Origin of the sequence: Amycolatopsis vastitatis (genome assembly GCF_002234595.1) — a bacterium.
GTDB classification, from domain to species: domain Bacteria; phylum Actinomycetota; class Actinomycetes; order Mycobacteriales; family Pseudonocardiaceae; genus Amycolatopsis; species Amycolatopsis vastitatis.
The window spans coordinates 1-14,313 of record NZ_NMUL01000068.1 but is presented as its reverse complement, the minus strand read 5'-3'; the positions used below and the strand labels follow the sequence as shown (position 1 = coordinate 14,313).

17 protein-coding genes, 1 tRNA gene and 1 pseudogene are annotated in these 14,313 nt (G+C 72.2%); 12 read left to right on the top strand and 7 right to left on the bottom strand.

What is annotated here, in order from left to right:
• Positions 1 to 14: 14 nt before the first annotated feature.
• The gene (locus tag CF165_RS44975) at positions 15 to 2,870 is read left to right on the top strand and encodes an RICIN domain-containing protein (RefSeq protein WP_093953725.1); all 2,856 of its coding nucleotides are present in this window, start codon (positions 15 to 17) and stop codon (positions 2,868 to 2,870) included.
• A 1-nt stretch (position 2,871) separates the two neighbouring features.
• Here the strand turns inward: CF165_RS44975 and CF165_RS44970 are convergent, their stop codons facing one another.
• Together CF165_RS44970 and CF165_RS44965 are read right to left on the bottom strand one after the other, a co-directional pair.
• Entirely contained in the window at positions 2,872 to 3,726 is an 855-nt protein-coding gene (locus CF165_RS44970) for an SAM-dependent methyltransferase (RefSeq protein ID WP_093953724.1), read from the bottom strand.
• A 99-nt stretch (positions 3,727 to 3,825) separates the two neighbouring features.
• Positions 3,826 to 4,026 carry a hypothetical protein gene (locus tag CF165_RS44965; RefSeq protein ID WP_093953723.1) on the bottom strand — a complete coding sequence of 67 codons (201 nt, stop codon included), beginning with the start codon at positions 4,024 to 4,026 and terminating at the stop codon, positions 3,826 to 3,828.
• A gap of 210 nt (positions 4,027 to 4,236) precedes the next feature.
• Between CF165_RS44965 and CF165_RS44960 the strand changes: the two genes are divergently transcribed.
• On the top strand, positions 4,237 to 4,971 hold the full coding sequence (locus CF165_RS44960; protein WP_093953722.1) for a sugar phosphate isomerase/epimerase family protein: 735 nt from the start codon (positions 4,237 to 4,239) through the stop codon (positions 4,969 to 4,971).
• Complete coding sequence (locus CF165_RS44955; protein WP_093953721.1) at positions 4,968 to 6,071, top strand: Gfo/Idh/MocA family protein; 1,104 nt, start codon at positions 4,968 to 4,970, stop codon at positions 6,069 to 6,071. Before CF165_RS44960 ends, CF165_RS44955 begins: the two co-directional genes overlap by 4 nt.
• Here the strand turns inward: CF165_RS44955 and CF165_RS44950 are convergent.
• Positions 6,068 to 6,655 carry a TetR/AcrR family transcriptional regulator gene (locus CF165_RS44950; protein WP_093953720.1) on the bottom strand — a complete coding sequence of 196 codons (588 nt, stop codon included), beginning with the start codon at positions 6,653 to 6,655 and terminating at the stop codon, positions 6,068 to 6,070. The two genes, CF165_RS44955 and CF165_RS44950, sit on opposite strands and share 4 nt — an antisense overlap.
• A gap of 123 nt (positions 6,656 to 6,778) precedes the next feature.
• Here CF165_RS44950 and CF165_RS44945 point away from each other — a divergent pair, with 123 nt between their 5' ends.
• Together CF165_RS44945 and CF165_RS44940 are read left to right on the top strand one after the other, a co-directional pair.
• Positions 6,779 to 7,561 (top strand): DeoR/GlpR family DNA-binding transcription regulator, encoded by a 783-nt coding sequence (locus tag CF165_RS44945; RefSeq protein ID WP_093953719.1) that lies wholly within the window; start codon positions 6,779 to 6,781, stop codon positions 7,559 to 7,561.
• A complete protein-coding gene (locus tag CF165_RS44940; RefSeq protein ID WP_093953718.1) occupies positions 7,558 to 8,754 on the top strand; it encodes an MFS transporter in 1,197 nt (398 codons plus the stop codon). Before CF165_RS44945 ends, CF165_RS44940 begins: the two co-directional genes overlap by 4 nt.
• Positions 8,755 to 8,767: 13 nt before the next feature.
• On the opposite strand, the gene CF165_RS44935 is transcribed toward CF165_RS44940, so the two are convergent.
• Positions 8,768 to 9,754 carry a cation diffusion facilitator family transporter gene (locus CF165_RS44935; RefSeq protein ID WP_093953717.1) on the bottom strand — a complete coding sequence of 329 codons (987 nt, stop codon included), beginning with the start codon at positions 9,752 to 9,754 and terminating at the stop codon, positions 8,768 to 8,770.
• 54 nt (positions 9,755 to 9,808) lie between these two features.
• On the opposite strand from CF165_RS44935, the gene CF165_RS44930 reads away from it, so the two are divergent.
• From CF165_RS44930 to CF165_RS44925, 3 genes are all read left to right on the top strand, one after another.
• The gene (locus tag CF165_RS44930) at positions 9,809 to 10,171 is read left to right on the top strand and encodes an ArsR/SmtB family transcription factor (RefSeq protein ID WP_093953716.1); all 363 of its coding nucleotides are present in this window, start codon (positions 9,809 to 9,811) and stop codon (positions 10,169 to 10,171) included.
• 89 nt (positions 10,172 to 10,260) lie between these two features.
• Positions 10,261 to 10,437: a hypothetical protein gene (locus CF165_RS51950; RefSeq protein ID WP_167441762.1), complete on the top strand. Its 177-nt coding sequence runs from the start codon at positions 10,261 to 10,263 to the stop codon at positions 10,435 to 10,437.
• Between the two features lie 56 nt (positions 10,438 to 10,493).
• Positions 10,494 to 10,940, top strand: a complete 447-nt coding sequence (locus tag CF165_RS44925; protein WP_240522104.1) for a nitroreductase family deazaflavin-dependent oxidoreductase — start codon at positions 10,494 to 10,496, stop codon at positions 10,938 to 10,940.
• Positions 10,941 to 11,140: 200 nt separating this feature from the next.
• Here the strand turns inward: CF165_RS44925 and CF165_RS44920 are convergent, their stop codons facing one another.
• The gene (locus CF165_RS44920; RefSeq protein ID WP_093953714.1) at positions 11,141 to 11,575 is read right to left on the bottom strand and encodes an Hsp20/alpha crystallin family protein; all 435 of its coding nucleotides are present in this window, start codon (positions 11,573 to 11,575) and stop codon (positions 11,141 to 11,143) included.
• A gap of 105 nt (positions 11,576 to 11,680) precedes the next feature.
• On the opposite strand from CF165_RS44920, the gene CF165_RS44915 reads away from it, so the two are divergent.
• Both CF165_RS44915 and CF165_RS44910 read left to right on the top strand, forming a co-directional pair.
• Positions 11,681 to 12,280, top strand: coding sequence for a DUF3156 family protein (locus CF165_RS44915; protein WP_093953713.1), 600 nt, complete (start codon positions 11,681 to 11,683; stop codon positions 12,278 to 12,280).
• Between the two features lie 38 nt (positions 12,281 to 12,318).
• Complete coding sequence (locus CF165_RS44910) at positions 12,319 to 12,498, top strand: hypothetical protein (RefSeq protein WP_093953712.1); 180 nt, start codon at positions 12,319 to 12,321, stop codon at positions 12,496 to 12,498.
• On the opposite strand, the gene CF165_RS51515 is transcribed toward CF165_RS44910, so the two are convergent.
• Together CF165_RS51515 and CF165_RS44905 are read right to left on the bottom strand one after the other, a co-directional pair.
• Positions 12,495 to 12,656, bottom strand: coding sequence for a hypothetical protein (locus tag CF165_RS51515; RefSeq protein WP_158226928.1), 162 nt, complete (start codon positions 12,654 to 12,656; stop codon positions 12,495 to 12,497). The two genes, CF165_RS44910 and CF165_RS51515, sit on opposite strands and share 4 nt — an antisense overlap.
• A 74-nt stretch (positions 12,657 to 12,730) precedes the next feature.
• Positions 12,731 to 13,300: a cellulose-binding domain-containing protein gene (locus CF165_RS44905; protein ID WP_240522103.1), complete on the bottom strand. Its 570-nt coding sequence runs from the start codon at positions 13,298 to 13,300 to the stop codon at positions 12,731 to 12,733.
• Positions 13,301 to 13,895: 595 nt separating this feature from the next.
• On the opposite strand from CF165_RS44905, the gene CF165_RS44900 reads away from it, so the two are divergent.
• Both CF165_RS44900 and CF165_RS52265 read left to right on the top strand, forming a co-directional pair.
• Positions 13,896 to 13,979 (top strand) — tRNA-Leu (locus CF165_RS44900).
• A gap of 111 nt (positions 13,980 to 14,090) precedes the next feature.
• Positions 14,091 to 14,313: pseudogene (locus CF165_RS52265) on the top strand (hypothetical protein); the annotation flags it as partial.

The window sequence follows — 14,313 nt, the reverse complement described above, 5'->3', positions numbered from 1 at the left end:
CGGAGGCTGGTCCCGTGTCGCTGAGCCGCAGGCAGTTCGTCGCCGGAGCCGTCGCCGCCACCCTGCTGACCGGGGCGAACACCCCGGCAGCCGGGGCCGCTGTGCTCCGCTGCCGGAAGGTCGCGCCCGCGAAGGGCGGGTTGTACACGCCGAACGCGGCGCCGCTGAAACCCGCCGCCTTCCTCCGGCTCCCGCCCGGCGCGGTCACCGCCCGCGGCTGGCTCGCCTGGCAGCTGCGGCTGCAGCTCGACGGCCTCTGCGGGCACTACGCCGAGACGTCGCACTACCTGAACTTCGCCACCAGCGGCTGGGTCCACCCCGAGGGCGAGGGCTGGGAAGAGGTGCCGTACTGGCTTCGCGGCTACGTCGACCTGGCGGTGCTGACCGGCGACGCGACGGCGCTCGCGACGGCCCGCCGCTGGATCGACGCCATCCTCGCCACCCAGCAGGCCGACGGCTTCTTCGGCCCGGTCATGCTGCGGACCAAGCTCAACAACGGCCCCGACTTCTGGCCGTACCTGCCGCTGCTTCAGGCGCTGCGGTCCTGGCAGGAGGCCACCGGCGACGCGCGGATCGTGCCGTTCCTCACCCGGTTCCTCCGGTACATGAACGCCCAGGGCAAGAGCGCGTTCGACTCCAGCTGGGTGTCCGTCCGCTGGGGCGACGGGCTCGACAGCGTCTTCTGGCTGTTCAACCGCACCGGCGACGCGTTCCTGCTCGACCTCGCCGACAAGATCCACGCCTACAGCGCGAACTGGGTCGGGAACCTGCCGAGCCTGCACAACGTCAACGTCGCCCAGGGGTTCCGGGAGCCGGCGCAGTACGCGCTGCGCTCCGGCGCCGCGTCGCTGACCCAGGCCACCTACTCGGACTACGCCACGATCATGGCGGCCTACGGCCAGTTCGCCGGCGGCGGTTTCGCCGGCGACGAGAACGCGCGGCCCGGCTTCGGCGATCCGCGGCAGGGCTTCGAAACGTGCGGGATCGTCGAGTTCATGGCCAGCCACCAGCTGCTGACCCGGCTGACCGGCGACCCGGTGTGGGCCGACCGCTGCGAGGACCTCGCGTTCAACTCCCTGCCCGCCGCGCTCGACCCGGCCGGCCGCGCGGTGCACTACATCACCAGCGCGAACAGCGTCGACCTCGACAACGTGCCGAAGAGCGAAGGCCAGTTCCAGAACACCATCGCCATGCAGGCCTACCTGCCGGGCGTCGAGCAGTACCGCTGCTGCCCGCACAACTACGGCATGGGCTGGCCGTACTTCACCGAAGAGCTGTGGCTCGCGACTCCGGACAACGGGCTCGTCGCGGCGATGTACGCGGCCAGCAGTGTCACAGCGAAGGTCGCGGACGGTACCTCGGTGACCGTCACGGAGGACACCGACTACCCGTTCTCCGAGCGGATCACCTTCACCGTCCGCACGCCGCGCCGGCTGGCGTTCCCGCTGTACCTGCGGATCCCGGCCTGGTGCGCCGCGCCGCGGGTCACCGTGGCGGGGGCGCCGGTCGCGGCCCCGGCCGGGCCCGGGTTCGCGAAGGTCGACCGGACCTGGGCGGACGGCGACGTCGTCACGCTCACGCTGCCGCAGCGCACGACCACGCGGACGTGGTCGGCGAACCATGATTCCGTGTCGGTCGACCACGGCCCGCTGACGTACTCGCTGAAGATCGGCGAGAGCTACGAACAGCTCGGCGGGACCGCGCAGTTCCCGGAGTACGCCGTCCACGCGACGACGCCGTGGAACTACGGGCTGACCACCGATGCCGCGCTGACCTTCTCCGCGTCCGGCGGGCCGCTGCCCGCGAACCCGTTCACCCCGGACACCGTGCCGGTCAAGATCACCGCGCCCGCACGGAAGATCGCGGAATGGACCACGGACGACCAGCACGTCGTGACGCCGCTGCAGCCGTCACCGGCGCGCAGCGACGCCCCGGTCGAGACGGTCACGCTGATCCCGATGGGCGCCGCCCGCCTCCGCGTGACGTCGCTCCCGACGGCCGCGCCGGACGGGCACCCGTGGCTACCGGGTGGCGGTGGCGCGGGGTTCCGGATCGTGAACCGCAACTCCGGCAAGGTGCTCGGTGTCGGTGGGATGTCCACTGCGGACAGCGCGCGGGTGGTCCAGTTCGCCGACAACGGCACCGACGACCACCTCTGGCACCTGGTCCCGAACGGCGACGGCTGGTACCGGATCCGCAACCACCACTCCGGGAAGGTGCTCGGCGTGGATCTGATGTCCGCCGCGGACGGCGCACCGGTCGTGCAGTTCACCGACAACGGCACCGCGGACCACCTGTGGCAGCCGGTCGACAACGGCGACGGCTCTTGGCGGCTGAAGAACCGCAACTCCGGCAAGGTGCTCGGCGTCGACGGGGCGTCCACTGCGGACAGTGCGCAGGTGGTGCAGTTCGCTGACAGCGGCACGGCGGACCACCTCTGGCGGCTGGTGCCGGACGGCCGGGTGCGGATCGAGAACCGGAATTCGGCCAAGGTCCTCGGTGTCGACCGGATGTCGACGGGTGATAGCGCCCGCGTCGTCCAGTTCGCCGACAACGGCACGGCCGACCACCTGTGGAGCTTCGAGCCGTCGGCGGACGGCTGGTTCCTGATCCGCAACGCGAACTCGGGCAAGGTGCTGGGGGTGGACCAGATGTCCACATCGGACAGCGCGGCGGTGGTCCAGTTCACCGACAACGGCTCGGCGGATCACCAGTGGCGGCTGCGTGACGACGGCAGTGGCTGGTTCCGGATCGTGAACCGCAACTCCGGCAAGGTGCTCGGCGTCGACGGGATGTCCACTGCGGACAGTGCGCAGGTGGTGCAGTACGCCGACAGCGGGACGGCGGACCACCTGTGGCGGCTGCGCTAGCTCAGGGCTTGCGGCCGACGACCCCGGCTACGCAGCGGGCCGAGCCGCTCAGCGGCGTCAGCCGGGGACCGTCCGGCCACCACTCGTCGCACACCGCCAGGCCCGGCTCGGACGTCGCGTTCGGCTGGATCAGCTCGAGGCCGTCCAGCATCGCCTCGATCTCCGCGCGGGTGCGGAAGCGGCCGGCGCCGAGCGGACCCTGGACGAGGATCTGCTCGATGCGCTTGGCGATCTCGGTCAGCTCCGGCACTTCGGGGTCGAAGAAGTGCGACAGCACGACGTACGAGCCCGACGGCAGCGCGTCGATGTACTCGCGCATGATGTCGACGACGCCGTCACCCTCGAAGTGGTGCATCGTGCCGACCTGCAGCAGTGCGACCGGCTCGGTGAAGTCGATGTGGCGCAGCACGTCCGGGTGGCTCAGGACCTCCTGCGGCTTGAAGATGTCGGCCTCGACCATGTGGGTGAAGTCGTTTTCGACGAGCAGCGCCCGGCCGTGCGCGAGCACCACCGGGTCGTTGTCGACGTAGACGACCGTGTGGTCCTTGTCGATGCGCTGCACGATCTGGTGGGTGTTCTCCGCCGTCGGCAGCCCGGACCCGCAGTCGACGTACTGCCGGATCTTGGTCTGGTTCGCCAGCATCCGCAGTGCGCGGTTGTGGAACCCGCGGTTGCCGCGGGCGATGTCCACCGCTTCCGGCACGGCCGCGCGGATCTTCTCCATCACCACGCGGTCGACTTCGTAGAAGTTGCTGCCGCCGAGGAACCCGTCGTAGATGCGCGCGATGCTCGGGCGGTCGGGGTCGACCCCCACCGGCTTCTGGCTCGGAGACAGCGCGGGTGGCGTGTCGGACATGGCGACCTCGCAGGACTTCAGTGTGCGGCGTTGGCGGCCGGCGTTTGGGCCACCCAGCGTAGTAGGCCGCGTCCGAGCGGTAAACGCGAGGTCGCCCGGTCAGCCGCTCGGGCGGAGCCGCTGGTCCGGAATGTCGTCATAGGCACGGAGACGCTGGCCGCGTTCCCGGCGCAGGCGTTCCAGGTGCTGGTCGATCCGGCGGTCGAGGTCCCGCGCGGCCTCGGACAGCTCGGTCAGGTCGCGACGGAACGCGGGATGGCCGAAGGCCGGCGTGTCCGTTTCGTCCCCTGCCCTGTCCACTCGCCGCACCTCCCGGATCGGTCCTCGGGTTCGCCTCTTCGGGTTACTGCCCCATCGGCCGCTCGCCAAAACTCCGCCTGGCGAACTCCGCTTCTCAAGACAGCTTCCGAAGATAGGCGCCTACGTGAGCCTGGTGCGAATTTCGACCAGGTGGTAGGAATTGAGGAAAGCCGTGGCGGGCGGGCCGCCACCGTGACGTCTGGAGCCGGGATGAGCCTGCTTTCCGTGCAGCTGTATTCGGTCCGCGACGCTTTCGCGGCCGATCCCGCCGGCACCCTGCGGCGGCTCGCCGCGATCGGCTTCACGCAGGTCGAGCCGTACGGCGTCGTCGAGAACGCCGAAGCGCTGCGGTCCGGCCTGCCCGCGAACGGCCTCACCGCGCCGACCGCGCACGCCCGGCTGATCGGGACCGACCAGCCCGCCGTGTTCGCGGCCGCGGCCGAGCTGGGCATCGGCCTGGTGATCGACCCGCTGGTCCGGCCGGAGCGGTGGCAGGACCCGGCCGACATCTCGGCCACGGCGGAAGCGCTCAACACCGCCGCCAAGCTCGCCGCCGAGCACGGCGTCCGCGTCGGCTACCACAACCACTGGTGGGAGCTGGAATCCCGGATCGACGGCCGCAGCGCGTTCGAAGTGTTCGCCGACCAGCTCGATCCGGCCGTGGCGCTGGAGGTCGACACCTACTGGGCGACCGCGGGCGGCGAAGACGCGGCCGCCCTGCTGAGGCGCCTCGGCGACCGCGTCCGCGCGATCCACGTCAAGGACGGCGGGCTCGCCACCGACGCCACCGGCCAGGTCCCTGCCGGGCAGGGCCGGGTCCCGGTCGCCGAAGTGCTCGCCGCCGCGCCGGACGCCCTGCGCGTCGTCGAGTTCGACGCCTTCGACGGCGACCTCTTCGAGGCCCTCGCCGCCAGCCACGCGTTCCTGACCGGCGCTGTCCGGTGACCGGCGGCCCGGTCGGCGTGGGGGTCGTCGGCGCCGGCACCATCAGCGGCACCTACCTCGAGAACCTCACGAGCTTCCCGGACGTCCGGGTGCTGCGGATCGCGGACCTCGACCCCGGCCGCGCGGCGGCGCAGGCGGCCCGGTTCGGCGTGCCGCGTCCGGGCACGGTGGCCGAACTGCTCGGCGATCCGGACGTCGAGCTGGTCGTCAACCTGACCCTTCCGGCCTCGCACGTCGAGGTCGGGCTCGCCGCGCTGGAGGCGGGCAAGCACGTCTGGGCGGAGAAGCCGCTGGCCCTCGACCGCCAGACCGGCCGCAAGCTGCTGGATCGGGCACGCGAGAAGAACCTGCGCGTGGCCGGCGCGCCCGACACCGTCCTCGGCGCCGGGTTGCAGACCGCGCGCCAGGCCCTCGACGCGGGACGGATCGGGCGTCCCCTCACCGCACTGGCACTGTTCCAGGTGCCCGGGCCGGAGAGCTGGCACCCGGCCCCGGAGTTCCTCTTCCAGGCCGGCGGCGGGCCGTTGCTCGACATGGGCCCGTACTACCTGACGACGCTGGTGCACCTGCTGGGCCCGATCCGGCGCGTCACCGGAGCCGGCGGCCGCGCGCGGGAAACCCGCGTCATCGGGTCCGGCCCCCGGGCCGGGACCGCGTTCCCGGTGACGGTGCCGACCACGGTCACCGCGCTCGTCGAGTTCGAGGCGGGCAGCTCCGCCCAGCTCGTGCTGAGCTTCGATTCGGCGCTGAGGCGGGTCGGGTTCGTCGAGCTGACCGGCACGCTCGGCACCGCCGTGCTGCCGGACCCCAACCGGTTCGACGGCCCGACGCGGCTGTACCGGTCCGGGGCGGACGAGCCGGAAGAACTGGCGTCCCACGGGCACGCGGCCTCACGGGGCACCGGCACGCTGGAACTGGCCAGGGCGATCCGGGCCGGTGTGCCGGAACGCGCGTCCGGCGAGCTGGCCTACCACGTGCTCGACGCGATGCTGGCGATCGACGAGTCCCTGACCCGCGGGCAGTCCGTGGAGGTCGGCAGCACCGCCGCCGTCCCGCCCGCCCTGCCGGCGGGCTGGGACCCGTACGCGAAGACCCTCTAGAGCGGGACGGTGAGCAGATTCTGCAGGTAGCGGCGGAGCGAGCCGACGAGGTCCACGTCGCCGGGCGTGGTCAGCCACTGCACCTGCAGCCCGTCCATCAGCGCGATGAACGTCAGGGCCGCCATCCCGGGTTCGACGCCCGCGCGCAGCTCGCCGCGGGCGGCGAGGGCCGCGAACGACTCGTGCACGCCGTCGCGCGCGGCCCGGTAGTGGCGCACGAAGTACTCGTGCGCGGGGTGGTCCGGGGCGACCGCTTCGGCGGCCAGCCGCGAGTAGAGGTCGACGATGCCGGGGTGGCGCACGTTGTACTCGGCCAGCGCGAGGAAGTGCCGCAGGACATCCAGCCCGGGCGGCACCGTCAGCTGTTCGCGCTCGGAGTCCTCGGCGTCCCGCCGTTCGAGCACGGCGGCGAGCAGCGCTTCCTTGGTGGGGAAGTGGTAGAGGAGGCCGGCGTGCGAAATCCCGACGCGCTTGGCGATCGCGCGCAGGGACGAGCCGTGGTAACCGAGTTCGCCGTACGCCGCGGCGGCCGCCGTGATGATGTCCTCGCGGCGGATCCGGCCCTTCAGGTAACCCCCGGTCACGGGGTCGCGATCGTCTCGGCGGCGTCCACGGCCCCATCATGCCGCACCGCGCGTTCGCACAATCTGCGTGATCGGATGAACAATTCGGTTGTGCGAACGCGTGCGGCTTGCGAGCATCGCGGCGTGAAGAGCGCGGAACGGCAACGGGTCATCGTCGAGCGGCTGCGCGCCGCGGACCAGGTCGGTGTCGCCGAGCTGGCCGAGGCGACCGGCGCATCGGAGATGACCGTCCGGCGCGACCTCGACCAGCTGGCCTCGCGGGGCGTGCTGCGGCGCGTGCACGGCGGGGCCGTCCCGGCGTCGCCGTCGGGGATCGAACCACCGTTCGCCGCCCGCGCGACGGCCGCGATCGAGGCGAAGCGGGCCATCGCGGTGGCGGCGGCCGAGCTGATCCGCGACGGCGAGACGATCGTGCTCGACAGCGGCACCACCGCGCTGGAACTGGCCCGGTTGCTGCGCGGGCGCACGATCACGGTGATGCCGCTTTCCCTGCACGCGGCCCGCGAGCTGGCCGATGCGCCCGGCGTCCGGCTGCTGCTGCCCGGCGGCGAGCCGCGGCCAGGGGAGCAGGCCCTGGTGGGCCCGCTGACGCTGGCGTCGCTGCGGGCCCTGCGGTTCGACGTCGCGGTGCTGAGCCCGTGCGCCTTCGACGTCGGCTCGGGGCTCACCGCCTTCGACCTCGGCGACGCCGAGGTCAAGCAGCAGGCCCTGGCCGTCGCGGCCCGCGCGATCGTGCTCGCCGACGGCGCCAAGTGGGGCCGCGCCGCGCTCGCCCACGTCTGCCCCGCCGACCGCCCGGACGTGGTGATCACCGATCCGGGCGCACCCGAGGACCAGCGCGCGGCGCTGGCCGAACGCGGTGTGCTCGTGCACGTCGCCGTCCCCACCCCCACGGAGAGCCGATGACGACCGCCCCGCCCCGCCCGCGCGCCGCCCGGTTCGCGACCTTCCTGTACTTCGGCCTCAACGGGTTCGGCATGGGCATGTGGGTGGTGCACATCCCGAACGTCGAGCGCGCGACCGGCATCTCGCACAGCACACTGGGCGCGTTGCTGCTGGTGCTCGGCGGTGCCGCGTTCGCCGGCATGCAGGTGGCGGGACCGCTCGCCGACCGGCTCGGGCACCGCCGGCTGGTGCCCGCCGCCGGGATCTTCCTCGGCCTTTCGCTGTGCGGCCCCGGATTCGCGGACTCGTGGTGGACGCTGGGGCTCGCGCTCGCCCTGTTCGGCTTCGGCAACGGCGCCATCGACGTCGGCATGAACGCGCACGCCGTCGTGGTCGAGCGCGCCTACCCGCGCCCGATCATGGCGGCCTTCCACGCGATGTGGTCGATCGGCGGCGCGATCGCCGCGGTCATCGGCGCGGCGACGCTCGGCGCGGGCGTGCCCACCGGCGTCACCCTCACCTGCACGGGCGCGCTGTGCCTGCTGCTTTCCCTGGCCTCCGCGCGGTTCCTGATGGAGCCGTCCGACGCGCCGGAGCCGGCGGGCTCGCCGGAGACACCGCAGCCGGTGCGCCGCCGCGCGCCGGGCAAGACGGTGTGGCTGCTCGGCCTGCTGGCCCTGGCGCTGATGCTCTCGGAGGGCGTGGCGAACGACTGGGCCGCGCTGCACATGGAAAAGGTGCTCGGCACGTCGGCGTCGACCGCGGCCCTGGCGTACGGCGCGTTCGCGGTCGCGATGACGACCGGCCGGTTCCTGACCGACCGCGTCGCGGCCTGGGCGGGCCCGGCGGCGATCGTCCGCTACGGCGCGGCCTTGGCGGCGGTCGGCCTGACGACGGCCGCGGCGGCCCCGTGGGTGCCGCTGTCCCTGGTCGGCTGGGCCCTGTTCGGCCTCGGCCTCTCGGGTGGCGTCCCCCAGCTGTTCACGGCCGCGGGCAACCTGGACACCCGGGCTTCGGGCGCGTTGATGGCCCGCGTCGTCGGCCTGGGCTACGTCGGCTTGCTGGCGGGTCCGGCGCTCATCGGCGGACTGACGCGGTGGATGCCGCTGAACGTCACCTTCGCGGTGCCCGTGGTGCTGTGCGTGCTGGCCGCGGTGTTCGCCGGGGTGCTGAGCCCGAAGCCGGAGCCGGCGGAACAGCCCGTCTGCTCCTGAACGCCCATCGGGATCAGCGGTGGTGGGCAACGGTTTCGTGCGCCCGGTCGGCCCCGGTGGCCGGTTCGGTGTGGACCACCACCGCGGTCAGGCGGGGGATCGTGTGCAGCAGCCGGTGTTCCACCTCGTGGGCGAGCGCGTGGGCGGCTTCGACCGTCAGGTCCGCCGCCACCGTCACCGCCAGTTCGGCTCGCAGGTGGTGCCCGATCCAGCGCATCCGGAGGTCCCGGGCGGCCAGCACGCCCTCGACGTCGCGGGCCGTCCGCTCGGCCAGCTCGACCGACGCCGGGTCGACGGCGTCGAGCAGCCGCCGGAACACCTCTTTCGCCGCGTCGCGCAGGACGAAGAGGATGGCGACCGTGATCCCGAGCCCGACGATCGGGTCCGCCAGGGGGAAGCCGAAAGCGACGCCCGCCGCGCCCGCGACGACCGCCAGCGAGGTGAAGCCGTCCGTGCGGGCGTGCAGCCCGTCGGCGACCAGGGCGGCCGAGCCGATCTCGCGGCCGACCGAGATCCGGTACCGCGCGACCAGTTCGTTGCCGGCGAAGCCGATCAGGCCGGCCACGGCGATCACCCACGGGTGCCCGACCGGCCGGGGGTCGAACAGCCGCACCGCCGATTCGTAGCCGGCGATCGCTCCCGAAGCCGCGACGACGAGCACGACGACCACCCCGGCCAGATCCTCGGCGCGGCCGAGGCCGTAGGTGTAGCGGCGGGTCGCCGCGCGGCGACCGAGCAGGAACGCGATGCCGAGCGGGACGGCGGTCAGCGCGTCGGCGAAGTTGTGGATCGTGTCGCCCAGCAACGCCACCGAACCGGTGACCAGGACGAGCGCCAGCTGCGCGACGGCCGTGACGAACAACGCGGCGAAGGACCACACGAGGGCGCGCACGCCGCGCCGGCTGGTTTCGAGGGCGTGGTCGACCCGGTCGGCGCTGTCGTGGCTGTGCGGGCGCCACCGCGAGTGGCGATGCCCGTGTCCATGCCCGTGTCCCGTCATGAGATGAGTGTATCTGCGCATACACGCATATACGCAAGTAGTAAGGTTGTGCGCATGCACGCCTCGCTGCCGGACTTCGACATGCCTGCCGAAGAGCAGGTCCACTTGGCCGCGGAGTCGTTCCGGCTGCTGGCCGACCCCACCCGGATCAAGGTGCTGTGGGCGCTGCTGCAGGGAGAATCGTCGGTCGCCTGCCTGGCCGAACTGGCGGGCGCGGCCCCGACGGCGGTCAGCCAGCACCTGGCGAAGCTCCGCCTGGCGGGCCTGGTGAGGGGCCGCCGCGAAGGCACGTTCGTGTACTACTCGGCGGCCGACGACCACGTGCGGAGCCTGCTGGCTCAGGCGCTGCACCACGCGGACCACGTGGACCGCGAGATCACCTCGCCCAAGCACTCGCACCGCCCGCGGACCAGTTGACCTTCCGTTACCCCGGCGGCCGGACCGGGTAACCCGCGGGTGATCGCCGTCCGAACCGCGGGCGGCGCAGCGTGGCGGAGGGATGACCGATGCCGATCGCAGAAGCTCGCTTGACCGCACCTCCGGTGCCGCCCGAGCCGATCCAGCCCGCTCCCGTCGGGCCGGAGCCGGTGTCGCCCGGCCCCGGTCCGGACCGGCCGGAACCCGGGACGCCCGTGCCGGACCCGTTGCCGCCGGAGCCGAAACCCGGCCCCGACCGCGAGTGACCGACTACGAGAACCAGATCATATGAAAGTCATATGATCTGGTGTACCGTCGTGGCATGACAACAGCGCAGAGCTACCGCCGGATGGTCAACGCCGGCAACAAGATCGTCGTGGGACTGCATCGGCTCGGCGTCGCCTTCGGCCCGATGCAACTGCTCACCGTGCCCGGACGGCGCACCGGCGTCCCGCGCACGTTCCCGATCGCGGTCATCCCCATCGACGGTGACCGCTACATCTTCCAGGCCTATCCGAAGGCGGCCTGGGTGGCGAACGTGCGGGCCGCGGCCGAAGTGACGCTCACCCGTGGCCGGCGTTCCTCCACCGCGCGGCTGACCGAACTGCCGGTCGAGGAGCGGCGGCCCGTCCTGCGCAAGCTGGTGGAGACGAGCCCGCCGAGCGTGGGGAAGCGGTTGGTCACGACCGGCCTCGCGGACGCGCCGACACCGGACGCGGTCGCGGCGGCGGCGGGCCGTATCGCGGTCTTCCGCGTCGAACGGGCCTGAGTCAGCGGGCCGCCGCGCTGGTGCACGGACACCGCCGTGCCCAGGGCGCCCGGCACGTCGGCGGCGATCCGTTCCAGCAGCTCTGTCAGCAATGCGGTCACCGGGGCGGCCTGCTCGCCGGTCATGGTTTGTACGGTCAACGCAAACCCTCCTCGGCACCGTGGAGGCGGGGTCGCGCTCGCGGCCCCGCCTCGGGCGGGTCAGGCCTTGATCTCCTTGCGTTCGCCGGTACCGGTGATTTCGATGCGCCGCGGCTTGGCCTTTTCCGCGACCGGGATGCGCAGGGTCAGCACGCCGGCCTCGTAACCGGCGGTGATGTGCTCGGTGTCCAGGGTGTCGCCGAGGAACAGCTGGCGGGAGAACACGCCCAGCGGCCGTTCGGAGACCTGCATCCGGACGTCGTCACCGGCCGGAAGGGGCCGTCGCTCGGCCTTGACGGTGAGGACGTTGCGCTCGACGTCCAGTTCGATCGCGCCGGGATCGACACCGGGCAGGTCGAAGCAGACCACGAACTCGTCGCCGGCGCGGTAGGCGTCCATGGGCATCGCGGACGGCTTCGACCAGGTACCGGGGGAGCCGAAGACCTGCTGGGCGAACCGGTCGAGGTCGCGGAACGGGTCAGTGCGCATCAACATGGAGATCCACCTCCTGGTGCTCGACGACTCTGGTGTCAACACGCGGTTCTGTTCTAGCATGTCGTCAAAACGATGACAAGAGACAGGTCGTCGAAAGGATGACGGATGGAAGGGATCGATCCCGCCGGCGCACTGCGCCGGCTCCAGGAGGTGGTCGCGGCCGCCCGCACGGGCTCGGCGGACCAGGACCAGCTGCTGACCGCGTTGTCCGGGCTTCGCCTGCTGCGCGAGGAACTCGCGGGCTGGGAACCGGAGCTGATCGCCGCGGCCAGGGCGGCCGGCACGAGCTGGGTGGCGCTGGCGCCGGCGCTGGGCGTCGCGAGCCGCCAGGCCGCGGAACGCCGTTACCTGAGGCTGCAGCCGTCGCACACGGGGGAGAAGACGGGGGAGGCGCGGGTCGACGCGGAGCGTGACCGGCGGGCGGGCGACCGCGCCGTCGCGGACTGGGCCCGGCGCAATTCCGCCATCCTGCGCCAGCTCGCCGGCCGGGTGAGCACGCTCGACGGCCTAGGCCCGGCGGCACAGGAGAGCGCGGACCGCATCGGCGCGGCCCTCGGCGACGACGACGCGGCGAGGCTGCTCCCGCCGCTGGCCGCCGCGCAGCCGCACCTGACCGGCGCACTGGCCGAGCAGCTGGGGGAGATCTCGGCCCACACCGACCGGCTCCGCCGCGACGCCGCCGGCAACCGCCGCTCGCGGGATTGAGGTGTCTGAGACAGCGCCGGCGCGGGTACCAGCCGGATATGGCACGTGACGAGATCGCCGAGCGGGCGGAGACCCGCGCCGAACTGCTGCCCGAAGAGAAGGCCGTCGACAGCGCGGACCCGGAAGGCCAGGCACGCGAGGTACTACGCGACTCCGACCGCCGCACCGAGCACCCGGAAGCGACGCTGGGCCGCCGCCGTCCCGAGGAAACGACCTAGTCGCCGCCGCGGAAGTTCTCCTGCGAACCGGGGTGGCCGGGCCGCGCTTTGGCGTCGTCGTCCTCGAGCGGTCCGTCGGGGTCGTCGCGCCGGGGCGGATCGTCGACGGGATTGCCGCTCGAGTCCAGCTCGCCGGTTTCGTGGTGGGGCTCCGACATGGTGGTTCCTCCCGCGGGTAGCCGATCCCCGGCGGCTACCCGCGCGCCGCCGGCGTCAACCGCGGCGGGCCGGATCAGGTGATGTCGCAGCGGGCGCCGTTGAGGGTGAACGCGCCGGGAGCCGGGTTGCCGTGGTCGAAGGCGCCGTTGAACCCGATGTTGACGGTCGCACCCGGAGCGAGGGTGAGGTTGTAGGAGACGGCTTTCATGGTGACCCGGGAGCCGCTCTGCGAGTAGTCGCCGTTCCAGCTGTGCGTCACCCGCTGGCCGGCGGTGAAGGTCCACCCGGCGGTCCACGGCGAGATCGTTTCGCTGCCGGTGTTCGTGACGGCGACGCCCGCGGTGAAGCCGTTGTTCCACTGGTCGGTCACGGCGTAGTGCACGGTGCACGAGGCGACCGGCACGGGCGGGGGCGCGGCCTGCGACGGAGGCTTGGCGGGGGGCGTGGACGAGGCCGCCGAGGTGGAGGCGGCGGTCTGCCGCAGCACGGTGGGCACCGGCGTCGGACTCGCACTGGAGGCCGGAGCGCTGGAAACGGCACGTGGAGTCGTGGTCGCGGGAGCGAGCGGATCCGGAGCGAGCGCCGTCTGCCGGCCCGGCGAGCTTTCGGAGGTGACGGCGATGATCACCAGACTGGCCAGCACGACAACGGCACCACAGACAGCGGTGACCCACCGAATCCGCCGCCCGGCCCGCTGCTGAGCGGCAGCGGCCTCACGCGCCCGCTGTTCGAGCCGTTCCCGGTAGCCCTCACCGGTGTCGTCTTCCCGGACTCGCAGGGTCGGAACCGTCCCCTCGAGCGACCGCGGAACAGCCCCGGTCTCCCGAAGAAGCTCATCAACGGAGAACTGATCATCCTGCCGCCGGCCGGCGCGCGCCATACCGGAACCTCCAGTCCCTGCGGGCGCTCGAACGCGCTGGCTTGCCCGGCGAATCCTAGGAAGCCGCGACGGTCTTGTAAACCGTTTGGACAGACGTGGCGTTATCGGCCATCCCCGAGGAGACCGATCACGCGGAACCGCCCTCGGTCAGGCGCCCCGCAGTGTCAAGGCTCAGCCTCCCGCCGCAGAGTCCGGCGAGCGCGTGCCAGGCGTACATTCGGGGCGTGTTCGCCGAGGTGGAGAGCCTGAATCGATACGGGAGACGGAAAACTCACCGATCTTGCCAGGCGTCCGGCGGCGTCGATCCGCACCCCCCTGAACGACCGGGCCGGGTGGCCGTATACTCTTTCTTCAGCAGGTCCGAGTGGCGGAATGGCAGACGCGCTAGCTTGAGGTGCTAGTGCCCTTAACGGGCGTGGGGGTTCAAGTCCCCCCTCGGACACACTTTCGTGGCAAGCCTGCCACATCTGACGTATCAGTGCTCGAACGCACTTCAACACGCTGATCAAGCGTTTTCCTGGCCATCCCGCCGTCTTCGGTCGGGGTGGTCGTTGTGACCGGCGCCGTGATCAAGCCGCTGGTCCTTCCAGCTCTTCCTGACGACGGTCATGCCACGGGCGCACCTTCTGGCCCGGTGGCAGGTCGCCGGACGTTGCCACTGCCGGTCGTTCCGGTGCCGCGCGCGAGCAGCACCGTGTACGGGCTGGCTGCTGTGGACTGCCGGGGCCGCGTTGCCGATCGCGCGGTCTTTGCCGCTCTCGGCTGGCTGCCCGGCG